Below are 26,936 nucleotides of genomic sequence, written 5' to 3'. Positions count from 1 at the left end.
GCTTTCCTTACAGTATTAATGGCTTATCAGAGTCCATAAAGTCCTCGAACTCAGACATCGTCTGGAATTGCAGTTTTTTACCTAACAGAGTGGCAAAATCATTTATCGCAAATACAAGGTCATCAATGTTATCGGAGCCGTGAGACATGGCTTTAAAAAAACATTCTGTATCTTGACGTAACTGCGGCATTTCCCGACGGGTAAAATCGTCAAGCAGAGCTTTCTCTTTCGCTATTTGGGCTCGAGCTTCTATCTCAATAGCGCTGATACGGGCCAGCCTTTCACGAGATAAAGCCGCGCCGCGTGCAGCCTCAAGCGCGCTTTGATAAAACATGGAGGAAAGTGTGTACCCAATCATACCCCCAATGGCCGCGCCCACGACCGGAACAGGAATAACAATCTGACCTAGCGCAGCCATCATACCGCTAGAGAGCATTCCGGCTCCCTTCTCACCGACTTCCGCCAGCAGTTCGGCCTCATCGATTTCATTGTTAACATAGCGTTTAATAGATATGCCCAACGACAGACAGATATTCACTGCTAACGCCGGTGCGGTCGTACTAGAAACGGCTCGCAGCAGCTGGCTTTCAGACTGCTGCAGGCCCGCTTTTATAGCAGAGCCAGCAAACGCGGTTCCATAGCCTAAAGCCGCTGCTTTTGCCGTATCGATGGCAACATCCTGAATTGCTTCGCCAAGTTCTTTTTTTTGCTGTGCCACGTTAAAGAGGTTTACGACCAGCGAGATTGTTCCGCCGACAGCCGCACCTGATTTCGCGCCTTCTAACCCTGCACGATGGCTGGTACGTGCGATGTCCATGGCTGTTGCGAGCTTAGGGTGCTCACGATAGTAAATAGCCTGTTCGGTGGTCAGGCCACTATCACAGACGTTATCAGCGAGCTGGTCATAATTTCCCGCTTCATGACGAAGCTTGGCGGCAACCTCAGTTTTGCCCTGTGCTTCAACTTTGTTTGCCTGCTCACGCAGCATAGTGGCTTTATTACGACAAAATGTTGCAGCACCCTCATATTGCTCAGAGGGCAATTCCAGTTTAACGCCGCGATAGCGAGCAAACTTACCGTCGTCCTTAGCGATATCGCTGAAAAGCCCATCCCTGTCGGTCACAAATTTCATTTGGCTCTGAGAGCCTTCGATAATAGTACCATCCAGGATCTGCACGCGGTCGACGACGTTGTGGTTTCTACCATACTCTGGCAAATCGTCGCTACGCACGGTGCGCGCTGGGGTGCGATTGATAATAGCTTCTGCATTGTCCCGGCTGGTAGTGGCGATTTCAGCAGAAAAGCCCGCCTGCTGCTTAATATTCTGCGCTGCGTAATCGGGGTTAACCTTATGTTTTGCAACGTCAGCCAGACCTTTAGCCATTTTCTGGCCGGTTTCGTTATTGACGCCGCGATAGCCTTTCAAATATTCAGCGCCTGCGCTGCCGAAGCGTTCTATCACTTCACCTTCTGCCAGAGCAGTGGCAGTACGAAATTGATCACGTCCAATTTCATGCCGATTGTATTGGCTTTTAGCCGTTTCAGAAAAGGGCGAGGAGCAATCATCTTTTTTGTTCATATAACATCCTGATCAGCTGTATTCGCTTATTATTTTGTTAAGGACGAGATATCGTGCCATTACTATTTAAGGCGATTAATTGATAGACACATATCAGTAATGTGTATCTAGAATATGAAGCCTGTATACTCTTTACCATACTGTATAGATAAACATGTCGCATTTTGGAGCAGATATGACACTGAGTTCACTCTCATGGGAACAGAATCAACGCTTTCGTTTTCTGGAGATCGTGCTGTTTTGGGAGGGGTGTCTTAACACTCACTATCTGTGTAACGCTTTTAATATTGGGCGTCAGCAAGCATCCAGAGATATTAATCGTTACATCAGTGAAGTATCACCTGATGGGCTGTTTTACGATCGACACGCGAAAACCTATAAGCCAACCGCTTGTTTTACGCCACGCTTCATTAAGGGTACTGCTGATGAATATTTGCATTTACTTCAGGGTAAAAAACCGCAGTATGAACGTCAGGACGAGGCAAAGAACTTGCCGCTGATTGACCTGCGTGACGGCCATATAACTATACTTGATGTCCCACCGCGGCATATCGCCCCCTCTATTATTCGCGGCCTTGTTCAGGCGGCACGTCATCAGCTCAGGGTCGATGTAGACTATATCTCGTTAAATTCAGGCGACCAAGTTGGCCGCAATATTGTCCCCCATACACTTGTATATGATGGCATACGCTGGCACGTACGGGCATATTGTGAGAAGAAAAAGGATTATCTCGACTTTGTTATGAGTCGCTTTCGCGGCGTACCCGATCTTCTTGGTAAATCTGAACACGGCCTCAACGGCGATGTTGAATGGAATACGTGGTTAAGTGCAGTTGTGGTACCCAACCCCTTCCTTAGCGTAACGCAACAGGGCATTATTGCTAGCGACTATGCGATGGCACAAGAAGAGCTAATAATTTCTCAACGTATCCCGTTAATGCACTATGCCCTACAACGATTACAGGTAAACTATGATGGAGGATATGAAGAAAACCCGCAGCTTCACCCCTTGGTATTAGCCAATCGTGATGAGCTGATTGCCCATGGCTGTAGCTTTAAGCTTAAAAACGCCGATTTACACGGCTTATAAGCTGAACTGTTATAGATAGCATTAATACAGCCCCTATTAATAATGATTTTATCGGGTTAAGATATTTCAGGAGGTCTAAACACCTACCCAATATTATGAGCCTGCTTGCTCAGCACTCTGAGTTCGATGGCGAAAGCCGTGATATCGCATTGATAGAATTCGATTTGGCAATGTCGACTCGCGGTGAAAGACCTATATGATAAATTTCAGGTGGTGGCCCCGGCCTTTTTAACGTGCGCGTTGCAAGTAATAAGTGGAAAAGGTCAGGGTCTTTACGCAGCCAGCTATAAGATACAGTGCTTGTCAGGCGTTATCTTGCTTGAGGATTTTTCGTGATTAATCAACCATATCTTACGTGCAACACCGCCACCGTAGCCCGTCATGGAAGCATCTTTGCCAATAACCCGATGACAGGGGATGATAATAGCCACCCTATTCGCGCCACAAGCCGATGCTACTGCACGCGTAGCCATAGGGTTACCAATATCTACCGCAACCGCTTGGTAATGGGTTGTCTCGCAATAAGAAACCCTCTGCAAACCTTGCCAAACGCTACGCTGAAATTCGCTGCCTGGCGTATCTAACGCTACGCTGAAATGTTGCCGTTGACCCGCGAAATACTCGCCAATTTCTTTCTCTGCCTGGCCAGTATGGCTGTTTTCCCCCGCGATGATATTTGCATTAAACAGACGTTGTAGATCGCTGAACTCCGTCTCTAATGCTCGCCTGTCAACAAACTCCAGCAGACAAATACCGCGATCGGTGGCGCATACAAACATGGGTCCCAGGGGAGTCGTAAATCGATGGATCAAAATAACCTGACGGTGCTTGCTGGGCGCCGATCCGGTCAACTTCTTGCACGTATAGCCAAAGCCGCTAAGGGAATCATAACCACTGTCGAACGCGACATCTGTCGTTGAGCGGCCCGCTTTTAGCTCTTGCAGCGCCACATTAACACGCTGCATACGCTGAAATGCCTGAAAGGTCATTCCATGGTTTTGCAGAAACCAGCGTCGTACTCGCTCTGGGCTAATATTATGCTGGCGCAGTTCGGCATCGCTGATGCGCTCTTTTGGCGTTTCCCGAACCAGCTGTAACGCTTGCTCAATAAAGTCGGGCGCAGCAAAGGCATTCTGCGTGGGACGACAAATTTTGCACGGGCGGAACCCGGCGCTGAGTGCCGACTTGAAATCCTGATAAAATTCGACGTTTTCCCGCTTGGGTTTGCGTGCCCGGCAAACTGAGATACAGAATACGCCGGTCGTTTTAACCCCGACAAAAAAGACGCCGGTATACTCGACCGAACGGGCAAGTAACGCCTGATACCACATGTCACACTGAGCGCTATCGGTTATTTTCATGGCTAAAAATGTCCACAAAGTTTTGATTTTGCTGAACCTTACTGAGCAGCTCTTTTAACCTGGACTGCGTTGCCGCATGGATAAAATTGCCCATAGAGATACGCCTTACCCCGAGTGAAGCCAGAGTGGCGAAATCTGGTAGCATCGGCATACACATAACGTTTAAAGGCAGAGTAACATGCTGAGCCAGTGCAGCAATGCTATCAGGTTGTGTGACACCAGGGACAAAAAAACCATTTGCACCACGCGCCGCATATAGCTGGCCACGATAAATTGTCTGCTCAAGCGTATCTTCTACGTTGAGTAAAAACGTATCGGTTCGCACATTAATAAACATGCCCGGGCAGGCTTCGGTGATTTCCTGAAGTTTGTACGCAAAGGCGTGTGCGTCATCGAGGCTTCGTACACCGTTCACCACATGACTATCTTCAAGATTTATGCCGATAACGCCTGCCTGAGCCAGACAGCGGATATTTTCAATAATGCGGCTCGTCGTATTGCCATAACCTGCTTCCAGGTCAACGCTTAACGGGAGAGCTGTAACTGCTTTAATGCGAGTAACGATAAAAAGCAGTTCGTCGAAATGCATACCTTCGCCGTCTTCATATCCAAGCAGGCTGGCAATAGCGGCGCTGGACGTACCCAGCGCGTGATACCCAGCCTGCTGTGCAGCCAGAGCGCTGCTGGCATCCCAGACGTTGGCGATAAGCAGGGGGTGGTTTTGATGATGAAGTGCGTTGAAATCCATGATGCTCTCCGGGTGTGGTAGTGCAGGAGAGTGTGTGGTTTTACCCACCTCTCTCACAACCGAAAAGTGGACGACTATTTTTTAAGTATTGCGGTAAGCAAGGCTATTAAAGGGAAATAAATTCTATAATTAGCTCTAATAATTTTGGATTGGCTTTGTTCTAATTAAAAAATGTTTAATCAGATTCGTCTTTCACTAATTCTCCTTTTTTGTTTATTCGGTATTCGTCATTGGGAGTGATAAAAGAAATTCCTGAGCTCTTAGTATAAGTGATATAAAGAATCATATTTTTATCTATACAGTTTTTGGGGGATTTAAGATCAGCAAAACAAAATCTGTCATCCTTACTTTCATCACCTTGTTCTTTATAACCTTCTCCGAAATCCCAAACAACGATGCCAAAATCTCCATCTGAATCTGGTTTAGGGATGTCATAATGGTTTTTAAGCATCTTTGAGTTTTTTAACCACCAGTTTATTTGTCCTTTAGCAGTGATTGGGAAATCTTTTACTAAAAGATAACTATAGCTGCCGTCTTTATGAACATCGACAATATCCACCGGACGTAGCGATCGCCAGAGAAGATAAGCTATCACTACGGAAATGACTAAAGATATTGTGAGGAGCGTTTTATTATTTTTCTTTTTATTGATAATTTCCACCATTGTTATTTAATCCTATTTTCAAAAAGAGCAAGTTTTGCTAAAATAAATAATTTCTCAGAGGAAGTCTCTTGGTGTATAAGTAAATATAATGAGTGGTGAGCTTGTAATATCAAAAAATTAATTTGATTAGTCTTTAATTTTTTTTAGTTCACCCTCTCTTTCCATGCGATATACCCCATCATAAACCGTAAATAATATCGAGCCATCTCTATCATTTTCGACAGAGAAAACCGCAGTTTTATCTATGCAATTTTTAGGTGGCTTCATGTCAGCAAAGCACCGGCGGTCATATTTACCTAGCTTTTTATAACCTTCGCCAAAATCCCAAAAATTTATGTAGAAATTGCCATTCTCTCCCGGCCTTGGGATGTTATATTTATTTTTTAATAGTTCTTTATTCTTAAGCCACCATTTGATTTTCCCCGCATCCGTTATTGGGAAATTTTTTACTAGAACCTCACTAAAATTTTCTTCCTGGTGAACGGCTATAATTTTTACTGAAGTTGAGTCTGACCATGAAACATAGCTTGCCAAAGTGAGAAGAGATAGTGAAAGCACAATTAAACTAACTTTTAAATTTGTTCCCATAATAAATTATAGAGGTTGTCAACACCCGCCTTTGTTTTAAATTTTTAATTAGATTTCATTTTTACTAATGCACCATCTTTTTTTATTCGATATATTGCGTGGTCAGTAACAAACGATATGCCTGTGTCCTTACCAGAGCTTATATAAAATAATTTTCTTTTGTCAATACAGTTTTTGGGAGGCAAAAGATCAGAAAAACAAAATCTATCATCTTTGCTTTCATCACCTTTTTCTTTGTAACCATTTCCAAAATCCCAGAAAATTACTGTGAAACTCTTCTGTGATTCAGATTGGGGAACGTTATAATGAATTTTTATTGTTTTTTCATTTTCTAGCCACCAATTTATCTTTCCTTTATCTGTAAGAGGGAAGCTTTTCACTAGAATATGGCTAATATCACCATCTTTATGAACATCAACGATTTTTACTGGCCGTAATAATAACCAGAAAAGATAGCCCAGCGTTATGCAGGTTAGAGATGATAAAATGTAAGTATCTTTTTTATTCTTAAAGTTCATTCGCGCTTCCAACAATTTCTATATCAGTTTCTATATTGGTTATAAAAGGCTTGAATCCGAATAAATTGTATCGTTGAAGTATAAACCAAATACGGAAAAATCGAAATTGGCTGAATTTATTTTTCATAATGTCATCGTCATCTAATCCAAAGTGATCCTGCACTTTGTAATGTACCACCGCTTGATAAGAATTATTATCAATATGAAGTGATTTAATTGTGATCTGCGTTGCCCACGTGTCATGAACAGTAATACCCATGCCATTAAAGTTATCCTGGAATCTGTCAAATTTAGGGAGTATGCCGGAGCTAATAGCATTATATAGTTGCACTTTCTGACTTTCTGGAAAGATCCTTCTACTCCAATCTATTTTATCAAAAATAGTTTTTTTTAGTGACAATCGAGTACTATTGTATTGTGAACTATCATTAACAATAATCTCCTTCAACGCCCTGTCCAGCAACATATCACGGAAAGGTGCGCCGTTGCCATACTGCATGTGCGTAATCATTTTATCGATCAGGTGCCGATAGGGGCTAAACAGAGCAAACATGCGGGAAAGGTGGCGGAATTCATCAAAAAGAATTCTGGCGCACTGCTGCGGAGTCATTTTAGCCATATCGCCTCGATAACCATACGGCATCAGCTGTGACTGGCTGAAAGGTATAACCTTGGTCAATGTATAAGGATTGACGCGGGTAGACACATTTTCCAAATGGTAGTGTTTTCTGAGTTGTGCTTCGGTTAAGTCCCCATAGCGCATGTCTCTGGCCCCGTAGTCATCCATCCATTTCTGAGTTTTGAAGATGGTACACGGGAATTGAAGGGCAGTCATAATGTTAACTTCCTTGTACTGGTATCTCTGTATGTAAATAACACACGTTTAACAAATAGAACGTGGTGTTGGATGAGCAATGCATTCCCGGCAGCTTACCCTAAGCGTTATTTTTAATATGAATTATTAGTGCGGTTTTTTTTGTTAATTGTGGCGCTGAAATAGCATGTCGCCATCTGTATTAGTAATAGATGGCGTAACAAGACTCATTGCTTATGATGTGGAAGCCATCTCTCGATGTGCTAAATCCATTACGTATTCTAGTTATAGCTTTACATAGTAAATCTAACAACTATACTTTAAACACTCGAATAACAAGGTATGACAATCTCTGTTATTTAATTGTTGTCTTAAATCTTTCACCGTCAATAAGTTCACCGGAAGGTTTTCGATAGTATTCATTACCATCAAGTCTATAATAAATGTAGCCATCTTTTGCTTTGATGATGTCTATTATCCAGTTTTCCTTGTCTATACAATTTTCTTCTGCTTTTATGTCATTGAAACATAGTAAATAATCAATATCATGGTCTGGAAACCACCCTGAACTCTTCGGAGCAAGTTTTTGATACTTACCGTCGAAATTCCAGACCGAAACATAGTATGTCTGAGAGGATGAGATTAATTTAACACCATTATTATCCCACCACTTAATTTTATTACTGTCAGTAAAAGGCATGTTTTTAATTAGTAAGTCTTTATTAGAACCAAGGCCATGAATGGCAAGGACCTTTGGAGTCTTGAAAGACAGCATATAAAATAATTGTATTATCACCAATGTAACAATAAAAACTATAAATATTCTGACTTTCATCCATTTCTCCCGCTAATTATTCCGAACTGTGATTGCATATTGATAAAAAATATTAAAAAAACTAAATCAGTTGATCCAATCAATGATTAGATTCATTAGTAGAAATCAAAATGCAAAAAAGCCCATTTAACATGGGCTTGTAGAAGCTATAGGTTTGGAGTGAAGATCACTCAATATTCTGGATCTGCTCGCGCATCTGCTCGATCAGCACCTTCAGCTCGATAGCAGAGGTGGTGATATCAGCATTGATAGACTTTGATGCCAGGGTGTTCGACTCGCGGTTGAACTCCTGCATCATAAAGTCCAGGCGGCGGCCCACGGCCTCTTTCTTCTTCAGAATGTTGTAGGTCTCTTTAACGTGCGCGTCGAGACGGTCCAGCTCTTCAGCGACGTCGATGCGCTGAGCCATCAGTACCAGCTCCTGCTCAAGACGGTTGTTCTCCAGCTGCACCTGAGCATCTTCCAGCTTGGCAACCAGACGCTCGCGCTGCCACTTCAGCACTTCCGGCATCTGGGCGCGTACTTTGGTGACTTCCGCGCTAACGCCTTCCAGACGCTGCTCGATCAGGCCCTTCAGCGCCTGGCCTTCGGTCTCGCGGGCAACAATAAAGTCATCCAGCGCGCCGTCCAGCGCAGAGAGGATCTCAGCGGCAATCGCGTCCAGATCCTGCTCCTGAGCGGCCATCACGCCTGGCCAGCGCAGAATATCAACCGGGTTAATTTCACCCTCGTCGCTCTGCATTTTGACCCAGTTCGCGGCTGTGACCAGCTGCTTGGCCAATTTTTCATTGAGAATCAGCTCGCTTTGCGCGCTAACGTCTGGCTCAAAACGCAGGTTACATTCGATTTTACCGCGGGTCAGACGGGTGCGGATACGCTCGCGTACTACAGGCTCAAGGCTGCGGAACTGCTCCGGCAGGCGAAACCAGGTTTCAAGATAACGCTGGTTAACCGAGCGCAGTTCCCAGACTGCGCTGCCCCATTCACCCTTGATTTCACGCCGGGCGTAGGCTGTCATACTGCGGATCATAGACGTTCCTGTTTTTAAAGAGGAGATGGGGGGATTATAGCTTTCGGGGCCTTCTCAAGATAGGAATAAGCGTATTTAGTCCGTATAATGCGCAGCCACATTCGTAAAAGCCGGAGAAATCATCATGCGTCCAGCAGGCCGTAGCGCTAATCAGGTGCGTCCCGTCACCCTGACCCGAAACTATACAAAACACGCTGAAGGTGCCGTGCTGGTTGAATTCGGTGACACTAAAGTTCTGTGTACCGCCTCTATTGATGAAGGCGTGCCGCGTTTTCTGAAAGGCCAGGGTCAGGGGTGGATCACCGCTGAGTATGGCATGCTGCCGCGCGCTACCCATACCCGTAACGCGCGTGAAGCCGCCAAGGGCAAGCAGGGTGGCCGTACGCTGGAGATCCAGCGTCTGATCGCCCGCTCTCTGCGCGCTGCCGTAGACTTAAAAGCGCTGGGTGAGTTCACCGTTACCCTCGACTGCGACGTCATCCAGGCCGACGGCGGTACCCGTACCGCCTCCATTACCGGCGCATGCGTGGCGCTGGCAGATGCGCTGAACAAGCTGGTCGCCGCGGGTAAGCTGAAGACCAACCCAATGAAAGGCATGGTGGCGGCGGTCTCCGTAGGCATCGTCAACGGCGAAGCGCTGTGCGATCTGGAGTATGTTGAAGACTCCGCCGCCGAAACCGATATGAACGTGGTGATGACCGAAGATGGCCGCATGATCGAGGTGCAGGGCACCGCCGAGGGCGAGCCGTTCACCCATGAGGAGCTGCTCTCGCTGCTGGCGCTGGCCAGAGGGGGGATTGAATCCATCGTAGCGGCGCAAAAAGCGGCGTTAGAAAATTGATTTGATTTTAAGGGCGACGTAGTCGCCCTTCTTTTTGTCTGTCATAAAGTGAGAAAAGGAGCGAATCCATGAAACCCTATCAGCGCCAGTTTATTGAGTTTGCGCTTAACAAGCAGGTACTTAAGTTCGGCGAGTTTACGCTGAAATCCGGGCGTAAAAGCCCCTATTTCTTCAATGCCGGGCTGTTTAATACCGGGCGCGATCTGGCATTGTTAGGCCGTTTCTATGCCGAAGCGTTGGTGGATTCCGGTATCGATTTCGATCTGCTGTTTGGCCCTGCCTATAAAGGTATTCCGATTGCGACCACCACTGCGGTCGCGCTGGCGGAGCACCACGAGCGCGACGTGCCTTACTGCTTTAACCGTAAAGAGGCCAAAGACCACGGCGAGGGCGGCAATCTGGTTGGTAGCGCGCTGCAGGGCCGCGTGATGCTGGTAGATGACGTGATCACTGCCGGAACGGCGATCCGTGAGTCGATGGAGATTATCCAGGCTAATAGCGCAACGCTGGCTGGCGTGTTGATCTCACTTGACCGGCAGGAGCGCGGACGCGGCGATATCTCGGCGATTCAGGAGGTCGAGCGTGACTACGGCTGCAAGGTGATTTCGATCATCACCCTGAAGGATCTGATTGCCTATCTGGAAGAGCGCCCGGAGATGGCGAACCATCTGGCGTCGGTGCAGGCGTATCGGGAAGAGTTTGGGGTATAAGCGTTAAATAGCCCGGTCGCGCGAATGCGGACCGGGCTTACGGATCGCCAGGCTACGGGATTAATGTAGCTGGGCCACCATCAGCGGCCAGCGGATGTCAAAGTCGTCCGTGGGCCGATATTTGAACTCGCTGCGTACAAAGCGCGACAGCATACCTTCACACTGGGCCAGCAGCTGGCTCGCCAGCAGCGTTTCATCCACGGTAAAGCCCTCACCCTCGCGCATCTTCCGCTCGCGCAGAACCTGCCGCAGCTGCGATTCAATCCGCTCAAATAGCTGGTTAATACGGCTCTGTAAGCGATCCTGTTCAAACATCAGCGCGTGACCGGTGAGGATCCGCGTTAGTCCAGGATTGCGTTCACCAAAGCCTAAAATCAGCTGAATGATAAGCCGCAGGCGTGCCAGCGTATCTTTCTCATCTTTTAGGATTAAGTTGATACGCGTCGTCAAGCTATCTTCGATAAACTCGATCAAGCTGTCAAACATGCGCGTTTTGCTTGGAAAATGACGATAAAGAGCTGCTTCGGAGACGCCAACCGACGCCGCCAGCTTGGCCGTGGTAATGCGTTGACTGCCATCGCTGGATTCAAGCATAAGTGCCAGAGACTGAAGTATTTCTTCGCGACGATTCCTTTTCGCGGTTTGTTTTTCTGCCATCTTTTAGACGCATCCTGGATGATATAAGGACGAGGCGACCTACTGACGCCCGGAATGGCCGAAGCCGCCTTCACCACGTTCAGAGCTGTCAAACTCTTCTACCAGGTTGAACTCTGCCTGCACCACCGGCACAAATACCATCTGTGCAATACGTTCGCCCGGCTCAATCGTGAAGCTCTCCTTGCCGCGGTTCCAGACCGACACCATCAGCTGCCCCTGGTAATCTGAATCAATCAGGCCAACCAGATTGCCCAGCACCACGCCATGCTTATGGCCGAGGCCCGAGCGCGGTAAAATCACGGCGGCCAGCGACGGATCGGCGATGTGAATAGCCAGGCCCGTCGGCAGCAGCGTCGTTGCGCCCGGAGCCAGCTCTACGGCGTCATCAAGACAGGCTCGCAGGTCAAGACCGGCAGAGCCGGAGGTGGCGTAGGTTGGCAGCGGAAACGCTTTGCCAACGCGCGGGTCCATAATTTTAACGTCGATTTTTTTCATCATAACGGGTAACGATCTCGTCCAGTAGTAGTTGTCCCAGAAGTGCTTTGCGCTCAAGCGGCAGGACTTTATCGCCATCCTGCCAGAAAAGGTGTAATGCGTTGCTGTCGCTATTAAACCCTTGATTTTCATCAGATACGTCATTGGCGCAGATCAGATCAAGGTTTTTGCGGATACGTTTTTGCCGGGCGTATTCTTCCACATTATTTGTTTCGGCGGCAAACCCTACCACGTAGGGGCGGTTCGTACTCAGCGCCGCAACGCCGGCAACGATATCCGGGTTTTTAACCATTTTTATTGTAATTTCATCGCCTTGCTTTTTGATCTTCTCATCGGCAACGGCGGCGGCACGGTAGTCAGCAACGGCAGCACAGCCAATGAAAATCTGCTGCGACTGAACCTGAGCCTGTACGGCGGCTTCCATCTCCAGCGCGGTCACCACATCGACACGCTTCACCCCTGCCGGCGTCGGCAGCGCCACCGGGCCGCTCACCAGCGTCACGTTCGCGCCGAGGCGGGCAGCGGCAGCGGCAATGGCGAAGCCCATCTTGCCGGAGCTTTTATTGGTGATGTAGCGCACCGGATCCAGCAGCTCCTGCGTTGGACCTGCGGTAATCATGATATTCAGATGTTGCAGTGTTTTGACAGGCGAAAAGTGCGCTGCGGCCAAATCGACGATAGCCAGCGGGTCGAGCATTCGGCCTGGGCCCACGTCACCACAGGCCTGGCTGCCGCTGTCCGGCCCCCACAGCAGCAGGCCACGTGCGGCCAGTACGCTGAGGTTATGCTGTGTGGCGGCGTTGCGGTACATCTGCTGGTTCATCGCCGGTACTACCGCGACGGGCGATGGAGTGGCCAGGCAGATGGTTGTGACCAGATCGTTAGCCATACCGGCGGCCACGCGGGCGATCAGATCGGCGGTTGCCGGGGCGAGGATTACCAGGTCAGCCCACTTGCCCAGCTCAATATGCCCCATTGCCGCTTCGGCAGCCGGATCCAGCAGGCTATCGGAAACCGGATAGCCCGACACCGCCTGCAGGCTCAGGGGAGTAATAAAGGCTTTGGCACCCTCTGTCATTGCCACACGCACCTCTGCGCCGCGATCGCGCAGACGACGCACCAGCTCCGGCGTTTTGTAGGCAGCAATGCCGCCGCTCACGCCAAGAACGATTTTTTTACCGGCCAGGCTCATCATGATTCATTCCTGTTGGGGTTTCACCAGAAGGTGGGCATTTTATCACACTCTGCAAAGTGACGTGCTTTTGCGCATAACTCACTTTACGAGCTGCTACGCAAAAGCAAAGACCGCAGGTCGAGCCGCTGCGCGTGCCGTGGCAAAATCGGGTTTTCACAGGGAGGAGCGCTATGGAGATGACGAGATCGCTGACGTCATATGAGAACATGCCGCGTGAAAAGATGCCCCGCGAGAAGATGCTGCGGCTAGGGATCGCGTCCCTCACCGATATCGAACTGCTGGCGCTGTTTCTGCGTACCGGCACGCCGGAGCGCAGCGTGATGGCCTTCGCCGAATATCTGGTCGCGCATTTTGGTTCGCTTTACGATCTGCTCTCTGCGGACGCAGAGCAGTTTGCCGAGGTGTCGGGTATCGGCCTGGCGAAGTTTGCCCAGCTCAAAGGCATCGCCGAGCTGGCGCGCCGCTACCACGCCTCCAGCATTCAGGAGGCGCTGACCCTGGACAGCCCGCAGGCCACCAGAGCGTTTCTGCAAAGCCAGCTTGCCGACGAGCCGCGCGAGATCTTTCTGGTCATCTACCTCAACAATCAGAACCGGGTGCTCAGGCACAGCCGCCTCTTTTCCGGCACGCTGAGCCACGTTGAGGTGCATCCGCGTGAAATTGTCCGGGAAGCTATCGCGATCGGCGCCGCTGCCGTGATCCTTGCTCATAATCATCCTTCGGGTTATGCGGAACCCAGTTTTGCCGATAAACAAATCACCGAACGTGTGGTAAAATGTTGTGAATTCATGGATATCCGTGTATTAGATCACCTCGTGGTAGGCCGGGGAGAGTGGGTTTCATTTGCCGAACGTGGTTGGATTTAAACCACCCCGCGCGATCCAGCGGGATCTTTGTCTGTTCGGGACTTGAGCACACAGCCGACACAGCGTATACTACGCCACCTTTGAGAATCTCGGGTTTGGCATTTGGGCCTGGCAATCGCGAGTTCACACTGAACCGCCGTGACCGGGCCTTACAGCCTGACGAGGCGTCAAAACCCTATACGAAGCTCGAGCTAATTTGATTTTTGGAGAATAGACATGTCCCGAGTCTGCCAAGTTACTGGCAAGCGTCCGGTGACCGGTAACAACCGTTCCCACGCACTGAACGCGACTAAACGCCGTTTCCTGCCGAACCTGCACTCTCACCGTTTCTGGGTTGAGAGCGAGAAGCGTTTTGTCACCCTGCGCGTATCTGCTAAAGGTATGCGTGTAATCGATAAGAAAGGCATCGATACAGTTCTGTCTGAACTGCGTGCCCGTGGCGAAAAGTACTAAGTACTTAAAGAGGAAATAAATCATGGCTAAAGGTATTCGTGAGAAAATCAAGCTGGTTTCTTCTGCTGGTACTGGTCACTTCTATACCACTACGAAGAACAAACGTACTAAGCCGGAAAAACTGGAACTGAAAAAATTCGATCCAGTTGTCCGTCAGCACGTTCTTTACAAAGAAGCTAAAATTAAATAAATTTTAGTTTTCTTGTACAGAAACCCGGCTTCGGCCGGGTTTTTTGCATTCTGCGTCTCTAAGGAGGAAACATGCCTGAATTACCTGAGGTAGAAACCAGCCGCCGCGGTATAGAGCCGCATCTGGTAGGGCAAACTATCCTGCACGCGGTGGTGCGTAATGGTCGCCTGCGCTGGCCTGTTTCCGACGAGATCCACCGCCTGAGCGATAAACCGGTGCTGAGCGTGCAGCGGCGGGCAAAATATCTGCTGCTGGAGCTGCCCGACGGCTGGATCATCGTCCATCTCGGCATGTCCGGCAGCCTGCGCATCCTTCCCCACGATCTGCCTGCTGAGAAGCACGATCATGTCGATTTGGTGATGAGCAACGGCAAAGTGCTGCGCTATACCGATCCCCGCCGCTTTGGTGCCTGGCTGTGGACCAAAGAGCTGGAGGGACACAACGTGCTGGCGCACCTGGGGCCGGAGCCGCTCAGCGATGCGTTCAATGCCGAGTATCTACAGCAGAAGTGCGCCAAAAAGAAAACCGCCATTAAACCCTGGCTGATGGATAACAAGCTGGTGGTGGGGGTGGGCAATATCTACGCCAGCGAATCGCTGTTTGCTGCCGGGATCCATCCTGACCGGCTCGCCTCGTCGCTCTCACAGGAAGAGTATGCCCTGCTGGTGCAGGTCATTAAGGCGGTGCTGCTGCGCTCGATAGAGCAGGGTGGGACAACGTTAAAAGACTTTTTGCAAAGCGATGGCAAGCCGGGCTACTTCGCCCAGCAGCTACAGGTTTACGGGCGCAAAGGCGAACCCTGCCGCGTCTGCGCGACGCCAATCATAGCGACCAAGCACGCCCAGCGCGCAACCTTCTACTGCCGCAACTGCCAGAAGTAACCGACCGTAGGCCCGGCAAACGCAGTGCCGCCGGGCAACGCGTTATTTAAGCTTCTGCAACAGTGCCTGGTGCACGTTTGGCGGCAGGAAGTCAGTCACGTCACCCTGATGACGCGCAACCTCTTTGACCAGCGACGACGAGATAAACGACCACTCCTTGGCAGGCATCAGAAAGACGCTCTCCAGCTCCGGCATCAGGTGGCGATTCATATGCGCCAGCTGGGTCTCATACTCAAAATCCGCCACCGCCCGCAGACCACGGATCAAAATGGTCGCCTGCTGGTTACGGGCGAAATTTGCCATCAGATCGCTAAAGCCAATGACCTCAACGTTTTCCAGATGAGCAGTTGCCTCCTGCGCGAGGGCAACGCGCTCCTCCAGCGAGAAGAGTGGCTTTTTGCCTGGACTGGCGGCAATCGCCATGATAACCCGGTCGAACATGCCCGCGGCCCGGGTAATGATGTTGATATGGCCGTTAGTAACCGGATCGAAGGTGCCAGGGTAAATTGCGCGCTTTTGCATATAAAAACCTTAATGGGCTTTTGGTGGCAGATAGGGTTCCAGCAATTGTAACAGACGCTGTAGCGCGCCCTGGTTTTGATAGAGCACCTCTACCGCATGGCGACCGTAAAAGTTACGGTAGTCCTCATCGGTCAGCAGGGAGGCGACCTCTTTGCTCAGCGAGGCGACGTCCGTCACGGTGATCAAACCATCGGCCTGGGTCAGACGGGCACAGATGTCTTTAAAGTTGAAGGTGTGCGGCCCCATCAGCACCGGAATAGCGTGCGCGGCGGCTTCCAGCGGGTTATGCCCGCCGCGCTCTACCAGCGAACCACCAACAAAGGCGAGATCGGCAATACCGTAGAGCAGCATCAGCTCGCCCATGGTATCGCCCACCACGACCTGAGTGCTGCCGGAGGGGACTTCCCCGGACGAGCGGGTGATGTAGCTCAGGCCCGCCTGGCGCACCAGGTTGATGGCGTCCGGGAAACGTTCCGGATGGCGCGGAACCAGAATCAGCAGCAGGTTAGGAAACTCTCTTAACAGCGTCTGGTGTGCTTCAATGACCGCGCTCTCTTCACCCTCGTGGGTGCTGGTGGCGATCCACACCGGGCGATGCGGAGCCCACTGGCGGCGCAGCGTCACTGCCCGGGAGGCAAGCTGGGGCGTAACCGAGATATCGAACTTCAGGCTACCGGTGACGGTGAGCTGGTTACGCTTCGCCCCAAGGGCAATAAAGCGCTCGCCATCCTCTTCGTTCTGAGCAGCGATCAGCGTGATACGGCGCAGCAGAGTGCGAATAAAATCGCCCAGCTTGGCATAGCCTTTAGCGGAGCGCGCAGAGAGACGGGCGTTGGCGATCACCAGCGGAATTTTGCGCGTGTGCAGGGCGGCAATCAGGTTTGGCCACAGCTCGGTCTCCATCACCAGTACCAGCTTCGGATCCACAGCGTTGAGAAAACGATTGAGCGCGTCCGGCAGATCGTAGGGCAGGTAGACGTGTTGAACGTCATTACCAAAAGCGGAAAGCACGCGTTCGGAGCCGGTCGGCGTCATGGTAGTGACGGTAATGGGGAGATCCGGGTAGCGATGGCGCAGGGCGCGAACCAGCGGGATGGCCGCCAGGGTTTCGCCTACGGAAACGGAGTGCATCAGAATGCCGCCGGGCTTCAGCGGTTGCTTATAGAAGCCGTAACGCTCGCCCCAGCGTTTGCGGTATGCCGGTGCTTTGCGACCACGCACCCAAAGACGCAGCCAAATAAGCGGCTGAATCAGGTAGAAAAGAGTGGTGTAAAGCAATTGAAGCATAGTACGCACTGGCTGATGGATGTGCTGGGAATTCTATGTATTTAGCTGCATCAATGCTATTACTTTTGCCGAATTCGCTGCAAATCCCCCCTTCGGCGGGCGATGAATCCTAAAACCTGTGCTTTTTTGTTGTATTTTTATAAAGTTAGTTGAAATCAGCACGTTGCTGAAAAAACATTCGTGTCGGTTTAGATAGCAAAAAATGCTACACTAGCGCGCAAAAATAAGCGCGTTACGGTGCACGGGTAGCGGGTTAGCCTGGGCAGCAGCGTGCTTATTGTCGTCTATATTGGTCATCATCAACGGATAAGAGCCGCCTGTGGAAAAGCCATTTCAAAGAATTCTGCTGATAAAAATGCGCTTTCATGGGGATATGCTGCTCACGACGCCTGTCGTAAGCACCCTGAAACGCCGCTACCCTGACGCGAAAATCGACGTGCTGCTCTACCAGGATACAATCCCTATCCTGTCAGAAAACACAGAGATCAACGCGCTCTACGGCCTCAAAAATAAAAAAGCCAAAGCCGGGGAGAAAATCACCAACTTCGTGGATGTGCTCAAACAGCTGCGCGCTAACCGTTACGATCTTATCGTCAATCTCACTGACCAGTGGATGGTCGCCGCGCTGGTGCGCTGCCTGCCTGCCCGCGTCAAGATTTCACAGGATTTCCCCCATCGTCAGGCGGCTTTCTGGCGTAAAAGCTTTACCCATCACGCTCCTGTCGTTGGCGATCATATTGTTGAGCGCAACCTCTCGGCGCTGCGTCCGCTGGGGATCGCGGAAGATTATCGCCAGCTCACCATGAGCTATGCCGGGCAAAACTGGCAGGCGATGCGCGAGCAGCTAACGGCCGCCGGAGTAGGGGAGCACTATGTCGTGATCCAGCCTACGGCGCGCCAGGCCTTTAAGTGCTGGGATAACAGCAAATTCTCTCAGGTCATCGACGCCCTGCATCATCAGGGCTATGAGGTGGTGCTCACCTCCGGGCCTGGCGCGGACGATCTGGAGTGCGTGGAGGAGATTGCCAGCGCCTGCGAAACGCGTCCGGTCACCGCGCTGGCGGGAAAAACGCGTTTTCCTGAGCTGGCCGCGCTCATCGATCACGCCGCGCTGTTTATTGGCGTCGACTCCGCACCCATGCATATCGCCGCAGCGGTAAAAACCAAAATCATTGCCCTGTTTGGCGCGACCGATCATATTGCCTGGCGTCCGTGGTCAGAGGACGCCGTCGTGCTCTGGGCCGGAAACTACCAGCCAATGCCGACGCGTGACCAGCTCGATCGCAATCGGCGCTACCTCTCCGTGATACCGGCCGAGGAGGTTATCGCTGCCGCCCGGACGCTGCTCCCACCGCTCAACGCTGCCGTGCAGGCAGGGGGCTCCCTATGATCGTGGCCTTTTGTCTCTACAAATACTTCCCGTTTGGCGGACTTCAGCGCGATTTTATGCGCATTGCTCAGACGGTAGCAGGGCGCGGCCACCAGGTGCGGGTCTACACCCAGTCCTGGCAGGGCGAATGTCCCGCAGAGTTTGAGCTGATTGTCGTTCCGGTCAGGAAACGCACTAATCACGGGCGCAACGCTGAATACTATCAGTGGGTAAAAGCGCATCTTGCGCAGCATCCTGCGGCGCGGGTGGTAGGCTTTAACAAGATGCCGGACCTCGATATCTACTACGCGGCAGACGTCTGCTACGCCGAGAAGGTGGCGCAGGAGAAGGGCTTTTTCTACCGCCTGACGTCACGCTACCGCCACTATGCGGCTTTTGAGCGTGCCACCTTTGAACAGGGCAAGAAGACGCAGCTACTGATGCTGACAGATAAGCAGATCGCCGATTTCCAGCGCCACTATCATACCGAGCCTGAGCGTTTTCACATTCTGCCGCCGGGGATCTATCCCGATCGCAAATACAGCCAGCAGATCCCCGACAGCCGTCGCGTCTACCGCGAAAAAAACCGTATCGGTGAGGATCAGAACTTTGTTCTGCAGGTGGGGTCAGATTTTAACCGCAAGGGCGTGGCGCGCACTATCGAGGCTATCGCCGCGCTGCCTGACGCGCTGCGGCAAAATACGCTGCTGTTTATTGTCGGCCAGGATAAACCTGGACACTTCGCTGCCCTTGCCGCAAAGCTGGGCATCAAAGAGAATGTGCACTTCTTTGCCGGACGCAGCGACGTGGCGGAGCTGATGGCCGCAGCGGACCTGCTTGTGCATCCTGCGAAACAGGAGGCGGCGGGCATTGTACTGCTGGAGGCGGTGGCGGCAGGGCTACCGGTGATTGTCACCGAGGTCTGTGGCTACGCGCCTTATATAACGGATGCCCGCTGCGGCGTGGTGATTAACGAGCCGTTTTCGCAGGCAGCGCTGAATAAGACGCTGGCCGATGCGCTGGGCACGCCGTCGCGCTTGCGCGAATGGGCGGCCAACGCCCGTCACTATGCGGATACGCAGGATCTCTACAGCCTGCCGGAAAAGGTAGCTGATATGATAACGGGTAAAGTGAATGGTTGAACTGAAAGAGCCGCTGGCGACCTTATGGCGCGGTAAAGATGCCTTTGCCGAAGTGAAGAAGCTGCAGGGCGATGTGTTTCGCGAGCTGGAAACGCGCAGAACGATCCGCTTTGAGCTGGCTGGCAAGAGCTACTTCCTGAAGTGGCACCAGGGCACCTCGGTCAAAGAGGTGGTGAAAAACCTGTTCTCTCTGCGCCTGCCGGTGCTGGGTGCTGACCGGGAGTGGAACGCGATCCATCGCCTGCACGAGTGCGGCGTCGACACCATGCACGGGGTTGGCTTTGGTGAGAAAGGGGCCAATCCGCTCACCAGGACCTCGTTCATTATTACTGAAGATCTGACCCCAACGATCAGCCTTGAGGACTACTGTGCTGACTGGCGCGAGAATCCGCCCGATCTGCACGTGAAGCGGATGCTGATCCGCCGCGTCGCCACTATGGTGCGCAAGATGCATCAGGCTGGCGTCAACCACCGCGACTGCTACCTGTGCCACTTTCTGCTGCATCTGCCTTTTTCCGGAGAAGAGCAGGATTTAAAACTGTCGATAATCGACCTGCATCGGGCGCAAATCCGCCGCCAGGTGCCACAGCGCTGGCGTGACAAAGACCTTATTGGCCTCTACTTCTCTTCGGTCAATATCGGTCTGACGCAGCGGGATATTCTACGTTTTATGAAGATCTATTTCGCCACGGATCTGAAGGCGATATTTAAGAGTGAAGGGCAGTTACTATCGTCATATGAGCGTAAGACTCATAAGATCGTAACGCATTCGCAGCGCAATAATCTGTAGCGCTTTTACTGTTGATAGCCAGTTTTATGATAGGTTTTAATATGATAGCCGTTCAGTCTTTAGCGAACCTTTCCGCTAAAAAAGTCACCACCTCGCTTCTGCTTTTCTGTTTCTGCGTTCTGTGTTTTGTCTGGCCGATCGAAAACTCAAATCTGCCTGCTAACCGCAACCTGTTTATCTACGTCGGCCTGGCGATGACCCTGTTTCTCTATTTTAAAAAACAGGGCATGCCACTGGCGCATAACGTTAAAACACGTATGCCGATTTACATACTGGCTGGCCTGCTGATCTTTACCTTATTGAACGGGCTGCTGGTGGCGCCGGATCTGAAGCAGATGTTTCGCAGCTGGCAGGGCCAGTATCTGCGCGCCGCGCTGCTGTTTTTCATTGGCCTACTTATCTACTCCTTTACCGCCAGCTGCTTCCGAGGCTTAAGTAAAACCCGCTTTCTCTCTCTCGTGGTGCTTTGCTCGCTGGGCGTGATATTTATTCATGTTATTCAGACTGCCTTTATGTACCTGCGTAACGGCTATATTGACTGGGGCGTTACCTGGATTGTGCGCACCCGCACCGAAATGAGCTTCCAGATTAACTTTATCTGCGGGATTCTCTTTGCCGAGCTGCTTTCCCGTCTGTTCCTGCACCGCAAGTTTTTAATCTTTAAGACCAGCCTGCTGCTCTTTTTTATTGCCGTCTGCTTTGTCGCCACTGCGTTAGTCAATACCCGCTGGGGCACGATAGGTTTAATCGGCAGCACTATCTCTATTTGCGTCTTTATTGCCGCCAAAATGCTCAACCGCAGCAATCGCAGGAAGATGCTGCTGACCGGTGCAGCAGTCGCGCTAATGGTCGTTGCCGTAGGTTATAGCTCCTGGACCCAGGATCCGCGCTGGCAGAGCCTGAGCCAGGATGCCGTATCCGGGTGGAATCTGTCGGTGGATAACCGCTGCTATGATGGGTTTACAGGACCGACCCTGCGGGACAGCACCGGTAGGGTTTTGGATGAGTCTAACGCCTGCCGTTCGACATTCTTCCATCAGGGCTGGAAGCTGGTGTTTGAAAATCCTTTTGGTACCGGGCCGCGTAAAGACGCCTTTTTAGTCCTGTTACAGAAGGCCTATCATGACCCTACGATTGAGCAGGAAAACAGCCACTACGGCGTGATCGATTTTGCGCTACAAAACGGCTTTCTGGGTCTGGCCGGCTGGTTATGTTTCGTGATCTCGTTAATTGTGGCTGGCTGGGACGCGTTTTCTAAAAAGCTCGTTATGCCGGGTCTCTTCTTATCATTAATGGCGGTGAGCTTCCTCTTCCGCTCCAGCGTAGATAACATGCTACGCGATCACTTCTTAGAGCAGTTTATGGCCTTTACCGGCCTGATGATCGGGCTGATTGTGACCAAAGATAAAAATAGCGTGCCGGGGAGTGCGTCATGAAGGTTTTGATTATTCGTCGCGATAATATTGGCGACCTGATTCTGACTACGCCGCTGATTGCAACCATTGCCCGCGAAACGGGAACCCAGGTTGATCTGCTGGTCAACACCTACAATAAGCCGGTGCTGGATAATAACCCGCACGTCGGCAAGGTGTTTCTCTACAGCAAGCTGCACCATCGTAGCAAAGGGACGTCGGCGTTAAGCGTTCTGTGGCAGCGGTTAAAAACCATTATCGATCTGCGCCGCGCGCGCTATGACGTGGCGATTGTTGCCAAAGAGCGCTGGGACAAGCGTCCGCTGCAGTGGGCAAAGCTGGCGGGAGCGAAAAAAATCATCGCTATCGGTAATGACTGCCCGCCTGAAGTGACCGATGCGCTGCCGGAATCAACCCAGAACGAGCACCTGGTGAAGCTGCTGGCGCGGCTGGCCGAGCCGCTGGGCATCACCGCCGAGCCGGGCCCGCTGGAGCTGTACGTGCGGCCTGAAGAGACGGCGGCCATCAAGCAGAAAATTCGGCTTCCCGATGACGGCCTGCCGATCTACGGATTACAGATCAGCTCCCGTCGGCCCGAGCAGCGCTGGCCGGTAGAGCACTTTGTCGCCCTGGCGCAGCGGCTTGCCGCGCAACGGCCGTGTCATATCCTGCTTTTCTGGTCGCCGGGCAGCGCAGATAACAAACTGCATCCGGGCGATGATGAGAAGGCTCGCTACATCATCGATAACTGCCAGAACGTCTCGTTAATTCCCGTGGTTACGGAAAACATCCGTGAGCTAATGGCGGGCATGTCGCTGTGCAATCAGATTGTTACCAGCGACGGCGGCGCGCTGCATATTGCCGCAGGGGTACATAAACCGATTGTTGCCCTGTTTGGTAATAAAGCGGCCTGGCTCTGGACGCCGTGGGCTGTACCGCATGAACTGCTACAGGGTGAGGGCTATGATGTCCGCAACATCCCGGTTGATGAGGTGTATAATGCCTTCATTCGTCTGCAGGAACAGCGTTAATAAGACAGGTTTCACTGAATGATTCGAGCACTGAGAAAGAAGATACAGCTAATTCTGGTTAACCTGTTTTTGCGGCTGTATACGGGAAAGAACGGCCTGGCCTCTACCCAGGCGGAATTCGCCCAGGAAGATAAGCGCAATATCAAAAATATTGTTATCTACTCCTCGACGGCGCTGGGTGATTTCATGATGAACTCCCCGGCGATCCACGCCATTCGCCGGGAGTACCCTGATGCGCATATTACCCTTATCTGCCATAAAAAAATGGTGCAGTTTCTTTCGGCGGGTAAAGATTGGGATAGCCTCATTGCCTGGGATAACAAGCTGACCACGGTCTCCGCGCTGGTAGACAACATCAAACAGCAGGGCCGCCCGGATGCGGCAATTATTCTGCACTCCCATACGCCGTATGATTTTCTCAGCGCCCTCCGCGCCGGGGCAAAATATGTCTTTATCGATAACGATAAGCAGGCTATTCCCCTGGTCAGCAAATGGGCCACCAGCCGCCTGAAGAATTTTGTCGGTCATACTATTCAGCGCAAGCTGGAGCTGATTGCTCCCTTCCTTAGCCATGAGCCTTCCCGGGCCATGCGCCTGCCCGCAGAGGTGGTGGTAGATGAAACGACCCGCGATCCGGCGGTGAAGTACGTTGGCTTCCAGATGGGGGCGTCGAGCCTGCGTAAATGCTGGTCGACAGAGAATTTTGCCCGCCTCGCGACCCAGATGATTAACGACAACGACGCGGTAAAGATCGTGCTGATTGGCGCACCAAACGAAGTCGCGCTGCAGGATAAGTTCCTGCAGCAGCTCGATGCCCGCTATCACGATCGCGTTCTGCCCCTGATTGGCAAAACCACTATTCCCGGCCTGCTGCAGGAGATCAAGAAGATGAGCCTGCTGGTGACGTCCGATACCGGTCCTCTGCACCTGGCCGTAGCGATGCAGGTCCCGACCGTCAGCATGTTCGTGGTGACCTCGCCTATGCTCTATGGCCCCTACCAGGATCCAGAGCTACATTCGGTTATCTATAAAGCCTTTACCACATTTGATGAACAACATTACGCCTCCGCATTGGATAAAATCAGCCTTAACGAAGTGTATGCGCGGGTGAAAACGTTTCTCTAGCTTCTGCCCGCCGGTATAAGGAAAACAATAATGAGCGTGGCGTTTAGCCGTAAACAGGGTTTTGAGATCTATCAGCGTATCAACGATGATGATTTCACCGCCCTGCTTACGCAGTATAAAAATAACCAAATTCCGGTACACAAACTGGCCAGCGGCAGTGCCGCCAGGTCAGTGGCGATTATCGCCTCTGAGAAGCGTAAATACATTCTGAAAGAGGATCGCGAGCGGGATAAGCGGCTTGAGAAGAAGATCGCCAACTTTATATTTGGCCCGTTCCAGTCACGCCTTATTAAACTGATGGATCGCGCCGTTAACGAAGGCTGCCACGTTTTCCAGGAGCTTTACTTCGTTGCCGAAAAGAACCGTTTTCGCACCACGCAGGATGTGTACGCCTTCTATGAGTACATTGAAGGCACGCCCCTCACCGAGGTAGATAATCCCGAGCAGTTCATTCCGCAAATCATCGAATGCATTCTCGAGCTGCACCGTCACGGGCTGGCCTCAAACGATATCCACTTCGGCAATTTTATCCTGACGCCTGACGGCACTCTGCGTATTATCGATATCTCCTGTAAGGCAAGCGTGAAGGTGTGCCAGGCAAACGATCTGCTGACGCTGCGCAGGAAATTCGGCGTGGAGATTGAAAGCAGCAGCGGGGTGTATAAAATCATCCGTGCTAAAGAGGCCCTGCGGCGGAAAATCCGCGCGCTCAAGCATAAAAAATAACGCCCTGTCAGGGCGTTATAGTTTTAAACACCGTTTCCGCCGTCAGCTGCTGCAGATCGCCATGGGGCGATCGCACCGCCAGCTGATTTTTGCCGTAGCCGCCAATCAGCCCCGGATCGGTCGGGCCGTAGAGCGTAAAGTTGGGTCGGTCGAGAGCGGCGGCCATATGGCTCAGTCCGGTATCCACCGACACCACCATCCGGGCACCCGCCAGTTCGCGAGCCACCTTCTCCAGGCTCAGGCGCGGCAGGACTTCTACGTAATCAAACCCCTCCGCCAGCCGTCTGGCACGCGCCTCTTCATGCGGTGCCCCCCACGGAAGCTTAATCTTTAACCCCGACGCCGCCATCAGCGCCAGCAGATCCCGCCAGCGGGCTTCCGGCCAGTGCTTATCATCCCGCGTGGTAGCGTGCAGAAACACGGCGTAAGGCTCACCCGCAGCGCTATCTTCGACGAAATGCCGGGCAATGGCGTAGTCGCCCTGGGTCTGCGGCTTGCTGTAGCCCAGGCTTTTCGCAAACAGCTCCCGGGTGCGCTCCACGGCGTGCTGCTGCCGGGCAATGTGATGGCGGCGGTTATAGAACAAGCTGGCCAGCGGCTCACGAGCGCTTTGCCAGTCCATGCCGTGCTTCAGGCCATGCGCCAGCCGGGTGACCAAAGCCGCACTTTTCACCAGCCCCTGGGCATCGATCACTGCGTCATAGCGCACTGCCCGCAGGGTTTCACGAAACGCCTGGCGCTCTGCTTTCACCGGATCGGAGAACCAGGCTTTACGCCAGCGGCGCAGGGCCACCGGGATGACGCGATCCACCGCCTCATGCCAGGAGGGGATCTGAGCAAACCCCTCCTCCACGACCCAGTCAAAGCGGATCCCGGCAATCGCCTGCATGGCATCTGTCAGAGCGGGCAGGGTATGCAAGACGTCACCCATCGACGAGGTTTTAACGATCAGTACCCGCATCCGTTAGCCTTCTTCATCCAGCAGGAGGCCGTTGAGCGTCTCCAGCACCTGCTCAGGCTGAATATCGATCAGGCTCTGATGGTAGCCCTCTGCGGCATCGCCTTTACGTACCTTGTGGTAGCCGGTGATAAGACGGATCACCCGCGCCTTATGCGACAGCGGCGGGGTAAAGTCCGGGCTGCTGGGACCGTACAGCGCTACCAGCGGGCGGTTAAGCGCGGCGGCAACGTGCATCAGGCCGGAGTCGTTGGTGACTACGGCCCGGCAGGCCGCCAATAAAATCACCGCCTGCTCAAGCTGGGTCTCACCGGCCAGGTTACGGCACCATGCCTGCTGCTCAAGGCTCAGCATGGTCAGGATCTCGTTCCCGGCTTCGTGATCTTTCGCGGAGCCAAACAGCACCACCTGGTAGCCTTCGTCGATCAGCTGCTTCGCCAGCTCGGCGTAGTGGTAGTGCGGCCAGCGCTTCGCCGGGCCAAACTCCGCGCCGGGGCAGAAGCCGATGAGGGGGCGATCGCTCAAGATGCCGAAGGTGTTACAGGTGCGGCGCTGCTCGCTCTCGTCCACCTGCAGCTGCGGCCAGAGCAGCGGCTGAGGCAGATCTTTTGCTGAGTCCATCACGCCTTTATCGTAGGCCAGCGCCACGTAGCGCTCGACCATCAGCGGCCAGGCCTGCTTATCCAGTACGCGGGCATCGTTAAGCACGCCGTAGCGCATCTCGCCGCGCCAGCCGGTGCGCACGGGGATGTTGGCAAAGAAAGGCACTAAGGCAGATTTATAAGAGTTAGGCAGCACGTAAGCGCGATCGTAGCGGCGCTCGCGCAGGCTCACGCCAAGACGGCGACGTGCGCCAAGCTCCAGCGCCCCATGCCCAAGCGGCATAGGGATCGCTTCATTCACTTCCGGCATCCGCGACAGCAGCGGACGACACCATGCAGGGGCCATCACGTCGATTGTCGCCTGGGGATAACGCGCCTTGAGCGTGCGATAGAGACTTTGCGACATCATCATGTCGCCCACCCATGACGGGCCGATCACCAGTATTTTCATGCAGGT

Annotated in this window: 30 protein-coding genes; 14 read left to right on the top strand and 16 right to left on the bottom strand. The window is 52.2% G+C overall.

Annotated elements, in window-relative coordinates:
• Positions 1–7 precede the first annotated feature (7 nt).
• A complete protein-coding gene (locus WFN61_RS18315; protein ID WP_257758812.1) occupies positions 8–1,579 on the bottom strand; it encodes a hypothetical protein in 1,572 nt (523 codons plus the stop codon).
• Between the two features lie 175 nt (positions 1,580–1,754).
• Between WFN61_RS18315 and WFN61_RS18310 the strand changes: the two genes are divergently transcribed.
• Positions 1,755–2,669: a WYL domain-containing protein gene (locus WFN61_RS18310; RefSeq protein ID WP_257758810.1), complete on the top strand. Its 915-nt coding sequence runs from the start codon at positions 1,755–1,757 to the stop codon at positions 2,667–2,669.
• A gap of 284 nt (positions 2,670–2,953) precedes the next feature.
• Here the strand turns inward: WFN61_RS18310 and WFN61_RS18305 are convergent, their stop codons facing one another.
• From WFN61_RS18305 to WFN61_RS18270, 8 genes are all read right to left on the bottom strand, one after another.
• Positions 2,954–4,030, bottom strand: coding sequence for a bifunctional transcriptional activator/DNA repair enzyme AdaA (locus WFN61_RS18305; RefSeq protein WP_312282863.1), 1,077 nt, complete (start codon positions 4,028–4,030; stop codon positions 2,954–2,956).
• Entirely contained in the window at positions 4,014–4,778 is a 765-nt protein-coding gene (locus WFN61_RS18300) for an isocitrate lyase/PEP mutase family protein (RefSeq protein ID WP_337039044.1), read from the bottom strand. Before WFN61_RS18300 ends, WFN61_RS18305 begins: the two co-directional genes overlap by 17 nt.
• A gap of 175 nt (positions 4,779–4,953) precedes the next feature.
• Entirely contained in the window at positions 4,954–5,442 is a 489-nt protein-coding gene (locus WFN61_RS18295; protein ID WP_257758807.1) for a DUF943 family protein, read from the bottom strand.
• A 126-nt stretch (positions 5,443–5,568) separates the two neighbouring features.
• Positions 5,569–6,030 (bottom strand): DUF943 family protein, encoded by a 462-nt coding sequence (locus tag WFN61_RS18290; protein WP_312282861.1) that lies wholly within the window; start codon positions 6,028–6,030, stop codon positions 5,569–5,571.
• Between the two features lie 44 nt (positions 6,031–6,074).
• Positions 6,075–6,548 (bottom strand): DUF943 family protein, encoded by a 474-nt coding sequence (locus WFN61_RS18285; protein WP_337039042.1) that lies wholly within the window; start codon positions 6,546–6,548, stop codon positions 6,075–6,077.
• Positions 6,538–7,383: a DUF3289 family protein gene (locus WFN61_RS18280; RefSeq protein WP_257758804.1), complete on the bottom strand. Its 846-nt coding sequence runs from the start codon at positions 7,381–7,383 to the stop codon at positions 6,538–6,540. The genes WFN61_RS18285 and WFN61_RS18280 overlap by 11 nt, the downstream gene beginning before the upstream one ends.
• A 334-nt stretch (positions 7,384–7,717) precedes the next feature.
• Positions 7,718–8,197, bottom strand: coding sequence for a DUF943 family protein (locus WFN61_RS18275; protein WP_144818406.1), 480 nt, complete (start codon positions 8,195–8,197; stop codon positions 7,718–7,720).
• Positions 8,198–8,363: 166 nt separating this feature from the next.
• Complete coding sequence (locus WFN61_RS18270; protein WP_144818408.1) at positions 8,364–9,227, bottom strand: YicC/YloC family endoribonuclease; 864 nt, start codon at positions 9,225–9,227, stop codon at positions 8,364–8,366.
• Between the two features lie 124 nt (positions 9,228–9,351).
• On the opposite strand from WFN61_RS18270, the gene rph reads away from it, so the two are divergent.
• Together rph and pyrE are read left to right on the top strand one after the other, a co-directional pair.
• Positions 9,352–10,068 carry a ribonuclease PH gene (gene rph / locus WFN61_RS18265; protein WP_337039039.1) on the top strand — a complete coding sequence of 239 codons (717 nt, stop codon included), beginning with the start codon at positions 9,352–9,354 and terminating at the stop codon, positions 10,066–10,068.
• A 68-nt stretch (positions 10,069–10,136) separates the two neighbouring features.
• Entirely contained in the window at positions 10,137–10,778 is a 642-nt protein-coding gene (pyrE, locus tag WFN61_RS18260; RefSeq protein ID WP_222889236.1) for an orotate phosphoribosyltransferase, read from the top strand.
• A gap of 60 nt (positions 10,779–10,838) precedes the next feature.
• Here pyrE and slmA read toward each other — a convergent pair whose 3' ends face one another.
• From slmA to coaBC, 3 genes are read right to left on the bottom strand one after another with little or no spacing between them, the layout of a single operon-like run.
• On the bottom strand, positions 10,839–11,435 hold the full coding sequence (gene slmA, locus WFN61_RS18255) for a nucleoid occlusion factor SlmA (RefSeq protein ID WP_144818414.1): 597 nt from the start codon (positions 11,433–11,435) through the stop codon (positions 10,839–10,841).
• 39 nt (positions 11,436–11,474) lie between these two features.
• On the bottom strand, positions 11,475–11,933 hold the full coding sequence (dut, locus tag WFN61_RS18250) for a dUTP diphosphatase (RefSeq protein ID WP_042393343.1): 459 nt from the start codon (positions 11,931–11,933) through the stop codon (positions 11,475–11,477).
• A complete protein-coding gene (coaBC, locus tag WFN61_RS18245; protein ID WP_144818527.1) occupies positions 11,911–13,122 on the bottom strand; it encodes a bifunctional phosphopantothenoylcysteine decarboxylase/phosphopantothenate--cysteine ligase CoaBC in 1,212 nt (403 codons plus the stop codon). The genes dut and coaBC overlap by 23 nt, the downstream gene beginning before the upstream one ends.
• Before the next feature lie 209 nt (positions 13,123–13,331).
• Between coaBC and radC the strand changes: the two genes are divergently transcribed.
• The 4 genes from radC (at position 13,332) to mutM (ending at position 15,515) form a co-directional block, all read left to right on the top strand.
• Complete coding sequence (gene radC / locus WFN61_RS18240) at positions 13,332–13,991, top strand: RadC family protein (RefSeq protein WP_312282884.1); 660 nt, start codon at positions 13,332–13,334, stop codon at positions 13,989–13,991.
• 216 nt (positions 13,992–14,207) lie between these two features.
• Complete coding sequence (rpmB, locus tag WFN61_RS18235; RefSeq protein WP_002436699.1) at positions 14,208–14,444, top strand: 50S ribosomal protein L28; 237 nt, start codon at positions 14,208–14,210, stop codon at positions 14,442–14,444.
• A 22-nt stretch (positions 14,445–14,466) separates the two neighbouring features.
• On the top strand, positions 14,467–14,634 hold the full coding sequence (rpmG, locus tag WFN61_RS18230; protein ID WP_003024094.1) for a 50S ribosomal protein L33: 168 nt from the start codon (positions 14,467–14,469) through the stop codon (positions 14,632–14,634).
• Between the two features lie 71 nt (positions 14,635–14,705).
• The gene (mutM, locus tag WFN61_RS18225) at positions 14,706–15,515 is read left to right on the top strand and encodes a bifunctional DNA-formamidopyrimidine glycosylase/DNA-(apurinic or apyrimidinic site) lyase (RefSeq protein WP_042393337.1); all 810 of its coding nucleotides are present in this window, start codon (positions 14,706–14,708) and stop codon (positions 15,513–15,515) included.
• 42 nt (positions 15,516–15,557) lie between these two features.
• Here the strand turns inward: mutM and coaD are convergent, their stop codons facing one another.
• Positions 15,558–16,037: a pantetheine-phosphate adenylyltransferase gene (gene coaD, locus WFN61_RS18220; protein ID WP_144818416.1), complete on the bottom strand. Its 480-nt coding sequence runs from the start codon at positions 16,035–16,037 to the stop codon at positions 15,558–15,560.
• Positions 16,038–16,046: 9 nt separating this feature from the next.
• Positions 16,047–17,324 carry a lipid IV(A) 3-deoxy-D-manno-octulosonic acid transferase gene (gene waaA / locus WFN61_RS18215; RefSeq protein ID WP_144818418.1) on the bottom strand — a complete coding sequence of 426 codons (1,278 nt, stop codon included), beginning with the start codon at positions 17,322–17,324 and terminating at the stop codon, positions 16,047–16,049.
• 319 nt (positions 17,325–17,643) lie between these two features.
• Between waaA and rfaQ the strand changes: the two genes are divergently transcribed.
• From rfaQ to WFN61_RS18180, 7 genes are read left to right on the top strand one after another with little or no spacing between them, the layout of a single operon-like run.
• Positions 17,644–18,714, top strand: a complete 1,071-nt coding sequence (rfaQ, locus tag WFN61_RS18210; protein WP_337039035.1) for a lipopolysaccharide core heptosyltransferase RfaQ — start codon at positions 17,644–17,646, stop codon at positions 18,712–18,714.
• A complete protein-coding gene (locus WFN61_RS18205) occupies positions 18,711–19,835 on the top strand; it encodes a glycosyltransferase family 4 protein (protein WP_257758801.1) in 1,125 nt (374 codons plus the stop codon). The genes rfaQ and WFN61_RS18205 overlap by 4 nt, the downstream gene beginning before the upstream one ends.
• Positions 19,828–20,625, top strand: coding sequence for a lipopolysaccharide core heptose(I) kinase RfaP (gene rfaP / locus WFN61_RS18200; protein WP_222889241.1), 798 nt, complete (start codon positions 19,828–19,830; stop codon positions 20,623–20,625). Before WFN61_RS18205 ends, rfaP begins: the two co-directional genes overlap by 8 nt.
• Before the next feature lie 41 nt (positions 20,626–20,666).
• Positions 20,667–22,061: an O-antigen ligase family protein gene (locus tag WFN61_RS18195; protein WP_312282857.1), complete on the top strand. Its 1,395-nt coding sequence runs from the start codon at positions 20,667–20,669 to the stop codon at positions 22,059–22,061.
• Positions 22,058–23,068 carry a glycosyltransferase family 9 protein gene (locus WFN61_RS18190; protein ID WP_144818428.1) on the top strand — a complete coding sequence of 337 codons (1,011 nt, stop codon included), beginning with the start codon at positions 22,058–22,060 and terminating at the stop codon, positions 23,066–23,068. The genes WFN61_RS18195 and WFN61_RS18190 overlap by 4 nt, the downstream gene beginning before the upstream one ends.
• Before the next feature lie 18 nt (positions 23,069–23,086).
• Positions 23,087–24,193, top strand: a complete 1,107-nt coding sequence (locus WFN61_RS18185; RefSeq protein ID WP_337039033.1) for a glycosyltransferase family 9 protein — start codon at positions 23,087–23,089, stop codon at positions 24,191–24,193.
• Positions 24,194–24,223: 30 nt separating this feature from the next.
• Entirely contained in the window at positions 24,224–24,919 is a 696-nt protein-coding gene (locus WFN61_RS18180) for a lipopolysaccharide core heptose(II) kinase RfaY (protein WP_312177355.1), read from the top strand.
• A gap of 7 nt (positions 24,920–24,926) precedes the next feature.
• Here the strand turns inward: WFN61_RS18180 and rfaC are convergent, their stop codons facing one another.
• Both rfaC and rfaF read right to left on the bottom strand, forming a co-directional pair.
• A complete protein-coding gene (gene rfaC, locus WFN61_RS18175) occupies positions 24,927–25,880 on the bottom strand; it encodes a lipopolysaccharide heptosyltransferase RfaC (protein ID WP_312777634.1) in 954 nt (317 codons plus the stop codon).
• A 3-nt stretch (positions 25,881–25,883) separates the two neighbouring features.
• Complete coding sequence (rfaF, locus tag WFN61_RS18170; RefSeq protein ID WP_312177352.1) at positions 25,884–26,930, bottom strand: ADP-heptose--LPS heptosyltransferase RfaF; 1,047 nt, start codon at positions 26,928–26,930, stop codon at positions 25,884–25,886.
• Positions 26,931–26,936: the final 6 nt, after the last annotated feature.

This window comes from Pseudescherichia sp. AS216 (genome assembly GCF_037152055.1).
GTDB lineage: Bacteria > Pseudomonadota > Gammaproteobacteria > Enterobacterales > Enterobacteriaceae > Pseudescherichia.
Note: the sequence above shows the minus strand (reverse complement) of the source record. Positions and strands in the feature narration are given on the sequence as shown.

What these genes read in the sequence shown, in the direction of transcription:
- WFN61_RS18315 (WP_257758812.1), bottom strand. Translation starts at nt 1,579, where the DNA reads ATGAACAAAAAAGATGATTGCTCCTCGCCCTTTTCTGAAACGGCTAAA.
- WFN61_RS18310 (WP_257758810.1), top strand. Translation starts at nt 1,755, where the DNA reads ATGACACTGAGTTCACTCTCATGGGAACAGAATCAACGCTTTCGTTTT.
- WFN61_RS18305 (WP_312282863.1), bottom strand. Translation starts at nt 4,030, where the DNA reads ATGAAAATAACCGATAGCGCTCAGTGTGACATGTGGTATCAGGCGTTA.
- WFN61_RS18300 (WP_337039044.1), bottom strand. Translation starts at nt 4,778, where the DNA reads ATGGATTTCAACGCACTTCATCATCAAAACCACCCCCTGCTTATCGCC.
- WFN61_RS18295 (WP_257758807.1), bottom strand. Translation starts at nt 5,442, where the DNA reads ATGGTGGAAATTATCAATAAAAAGAAAAATAATAAAACGCTCCTCACA.
- WFN61_RS18290 (WP_312282861.1), bottom strand. Translation starts at nt 6,030, where the DNA reads ATGGGAACAAATTTAAAAGTTAGTTTAATTGTGCTTTCACTATCTCTT.
- WFN61_RS18285 (WP_337039042.1), bottom strand. Translation starts at nt 6,548, where the DNA reads ATGAACTTTAAGAATAAAAAAGATACTTACATTTTATCATCTCTAACC.
- WFN61_RS18280 (WP_257758804.1), bottom strand. Translation starts at nt 7,383, where the DNA reads ATGACTGCCCTTCAATTCCCGTGTACCATCTTCAAAACTCAGAAATGG.
- WFN61_RS18275 (WP_144818406.1), bottom strand. Translation starts at nt 8,197, where the DNA reads ATGAAAGTCAGAATATTTATAGTTTTTATTGTTACATTGGTGATAATA.
- WFN61_RS18270 (WP_144818408.1), bottom strand. Translation starts at nt 9,227, where the DNA reads ATGATCCGCAGTATGACAGCCTACGCCCGGCGTGAAATCAAGGGTGAA.
- rph (WP_337039039.1), top strand. Translation starts at nt 9,352, where the DNA reads ATGCGTCCAGCAGGCCGTAGCGCTAATCAGGTGCGTCCCGTCACCCTG.
- pyrE (WP_222889236.1), top strand. Translation starts at nt 10,137, where the DNA reads ATGAAACCCTATCAGCGCCAGTTTATTGAGTTTGCGCTTAACAAGCAG.
- slmA (WP_144818414.1), bottom strand. Translation starts at nt 11,435, where the DNA reads ATGGCAGAAAAACAAACCGCGAAAAGGAATCGTCGCGAAGAAATACTT.
- dut (WP_042393343.1), bottom strand. Translation starts at nt 11,933, where the DNA reads ATGATGAAAAAAATCGACGTTAAAATTATGGACCCGCGCGTTGGCAAA.
- coaBC (WP_144818527.1), bottom strand. Translation starts at nt 13,122, where the DNA reads ATGAGCCTGGCCGGTAAAAAAATCGTTCTTGGCGTGAGCGGCGGCATT.
- radC (WP_312282884.1), top strand. Translation starts at nt 13,332, where the DNA reads ATGCCGCGTGAAAAGATGCCCCGCGAGAAGATGCTGCGGCTAGGGATC.
- rpmB (WP_002436699.1), top strand. Translation starts at nt 14,208, where the DNA reads ATGTCCCGAGTCTGCCAAGTTACTGGCAAGCGTCCGGTGACCGGTAAC.
- rpmG (WP_003024094.1), top strand. Translation starts at nt 14,467, where the DNA reads ATGGCTAAAGGTATTCGTGAGAAAATCAAGCTGGTTTCTTCTGCTGGT.
- mutM (WP_042393337.1), top strand. Translation starts at nt 14,706, where the DNA reads ATGCCTGAATTACCTGAGGTAGAAACCAGCCGCCGCGGTATAGAGCCG.
- coaD (WP_144818416.1), bottom strand. Translation starts at nt 16,037, where the DNA reads ATGCAAAAGCGCGCAATTTACCCTGGCACCTTCGATCCGGTTACTAAC.
- waaA (WP_144818418.1), bottom strand. Translation starts at nt 17,324, where the DNA reads ATGCTTCAATTGCTTTACACCACTCTTTTCTACCTGATTCAGCCGCTT.
- WFN61_RS18205 (WP_257758801.1), top strand. Translation starts at nt 18,711, where the DNA reads ATGATCGTGGCCTTTTGTCTCTACAAATACTTCCCGTTTGGCGGACTT.
- rfaP (WP_222889241.1), top strand. Translation starts at nt 19,828, where the DNA reads ATGGTTGAACTGAAAGAGCCGCTGGCGACCTTATGGCGCGGTAAAGAT.
- WFN61_RS18195 (WP_312282857.1), top strand. Translation starts at nt 20,667, where the DNA reads ATGATAGCCGTTCAGTCTTTAGCGAACCTTTCCGCTAAAAAAGTCACC.
- WFN61_RS18190 (WP_144818428.1), top strand. Translation starts at nt 22,058, where the DNA reads ATGAAGGTTTTGATTATTCGTCGCGATAATATTGGCGACCTGATTCTG.
- WFN61_RS18185 (WP_337039033.1), top strand. Translation starts at nt 23,087, where the DNA reads ATGATTCGAGCACTGAGAAAGAAGATACAGCTAATTCTGGTTAACCTG.
- WFN61_RS18180 (WP_312177355.1), top strand. Translation starts at nt 24,224, where the DNA reads ATGAGCGTGGCGTTTAGCCGTAAACAGGGTTTTGAGATCTATCAGCGT.
- rfaC (WP_312777634.1), bottom strand. Translation starts at nt 25,880, where the DNA reads ATGCGGGTACTGATCGTTAAAACCTCGTCGATGGGTGACGTCTTGCAT.
- rfaF (WP_312177352.1), bottom strand. Translation starts at nt 26,930, where the DNA reads ATGAAAATACTGGTGATCGGCCCGTCATGGGTGGGCGACATGATGATG.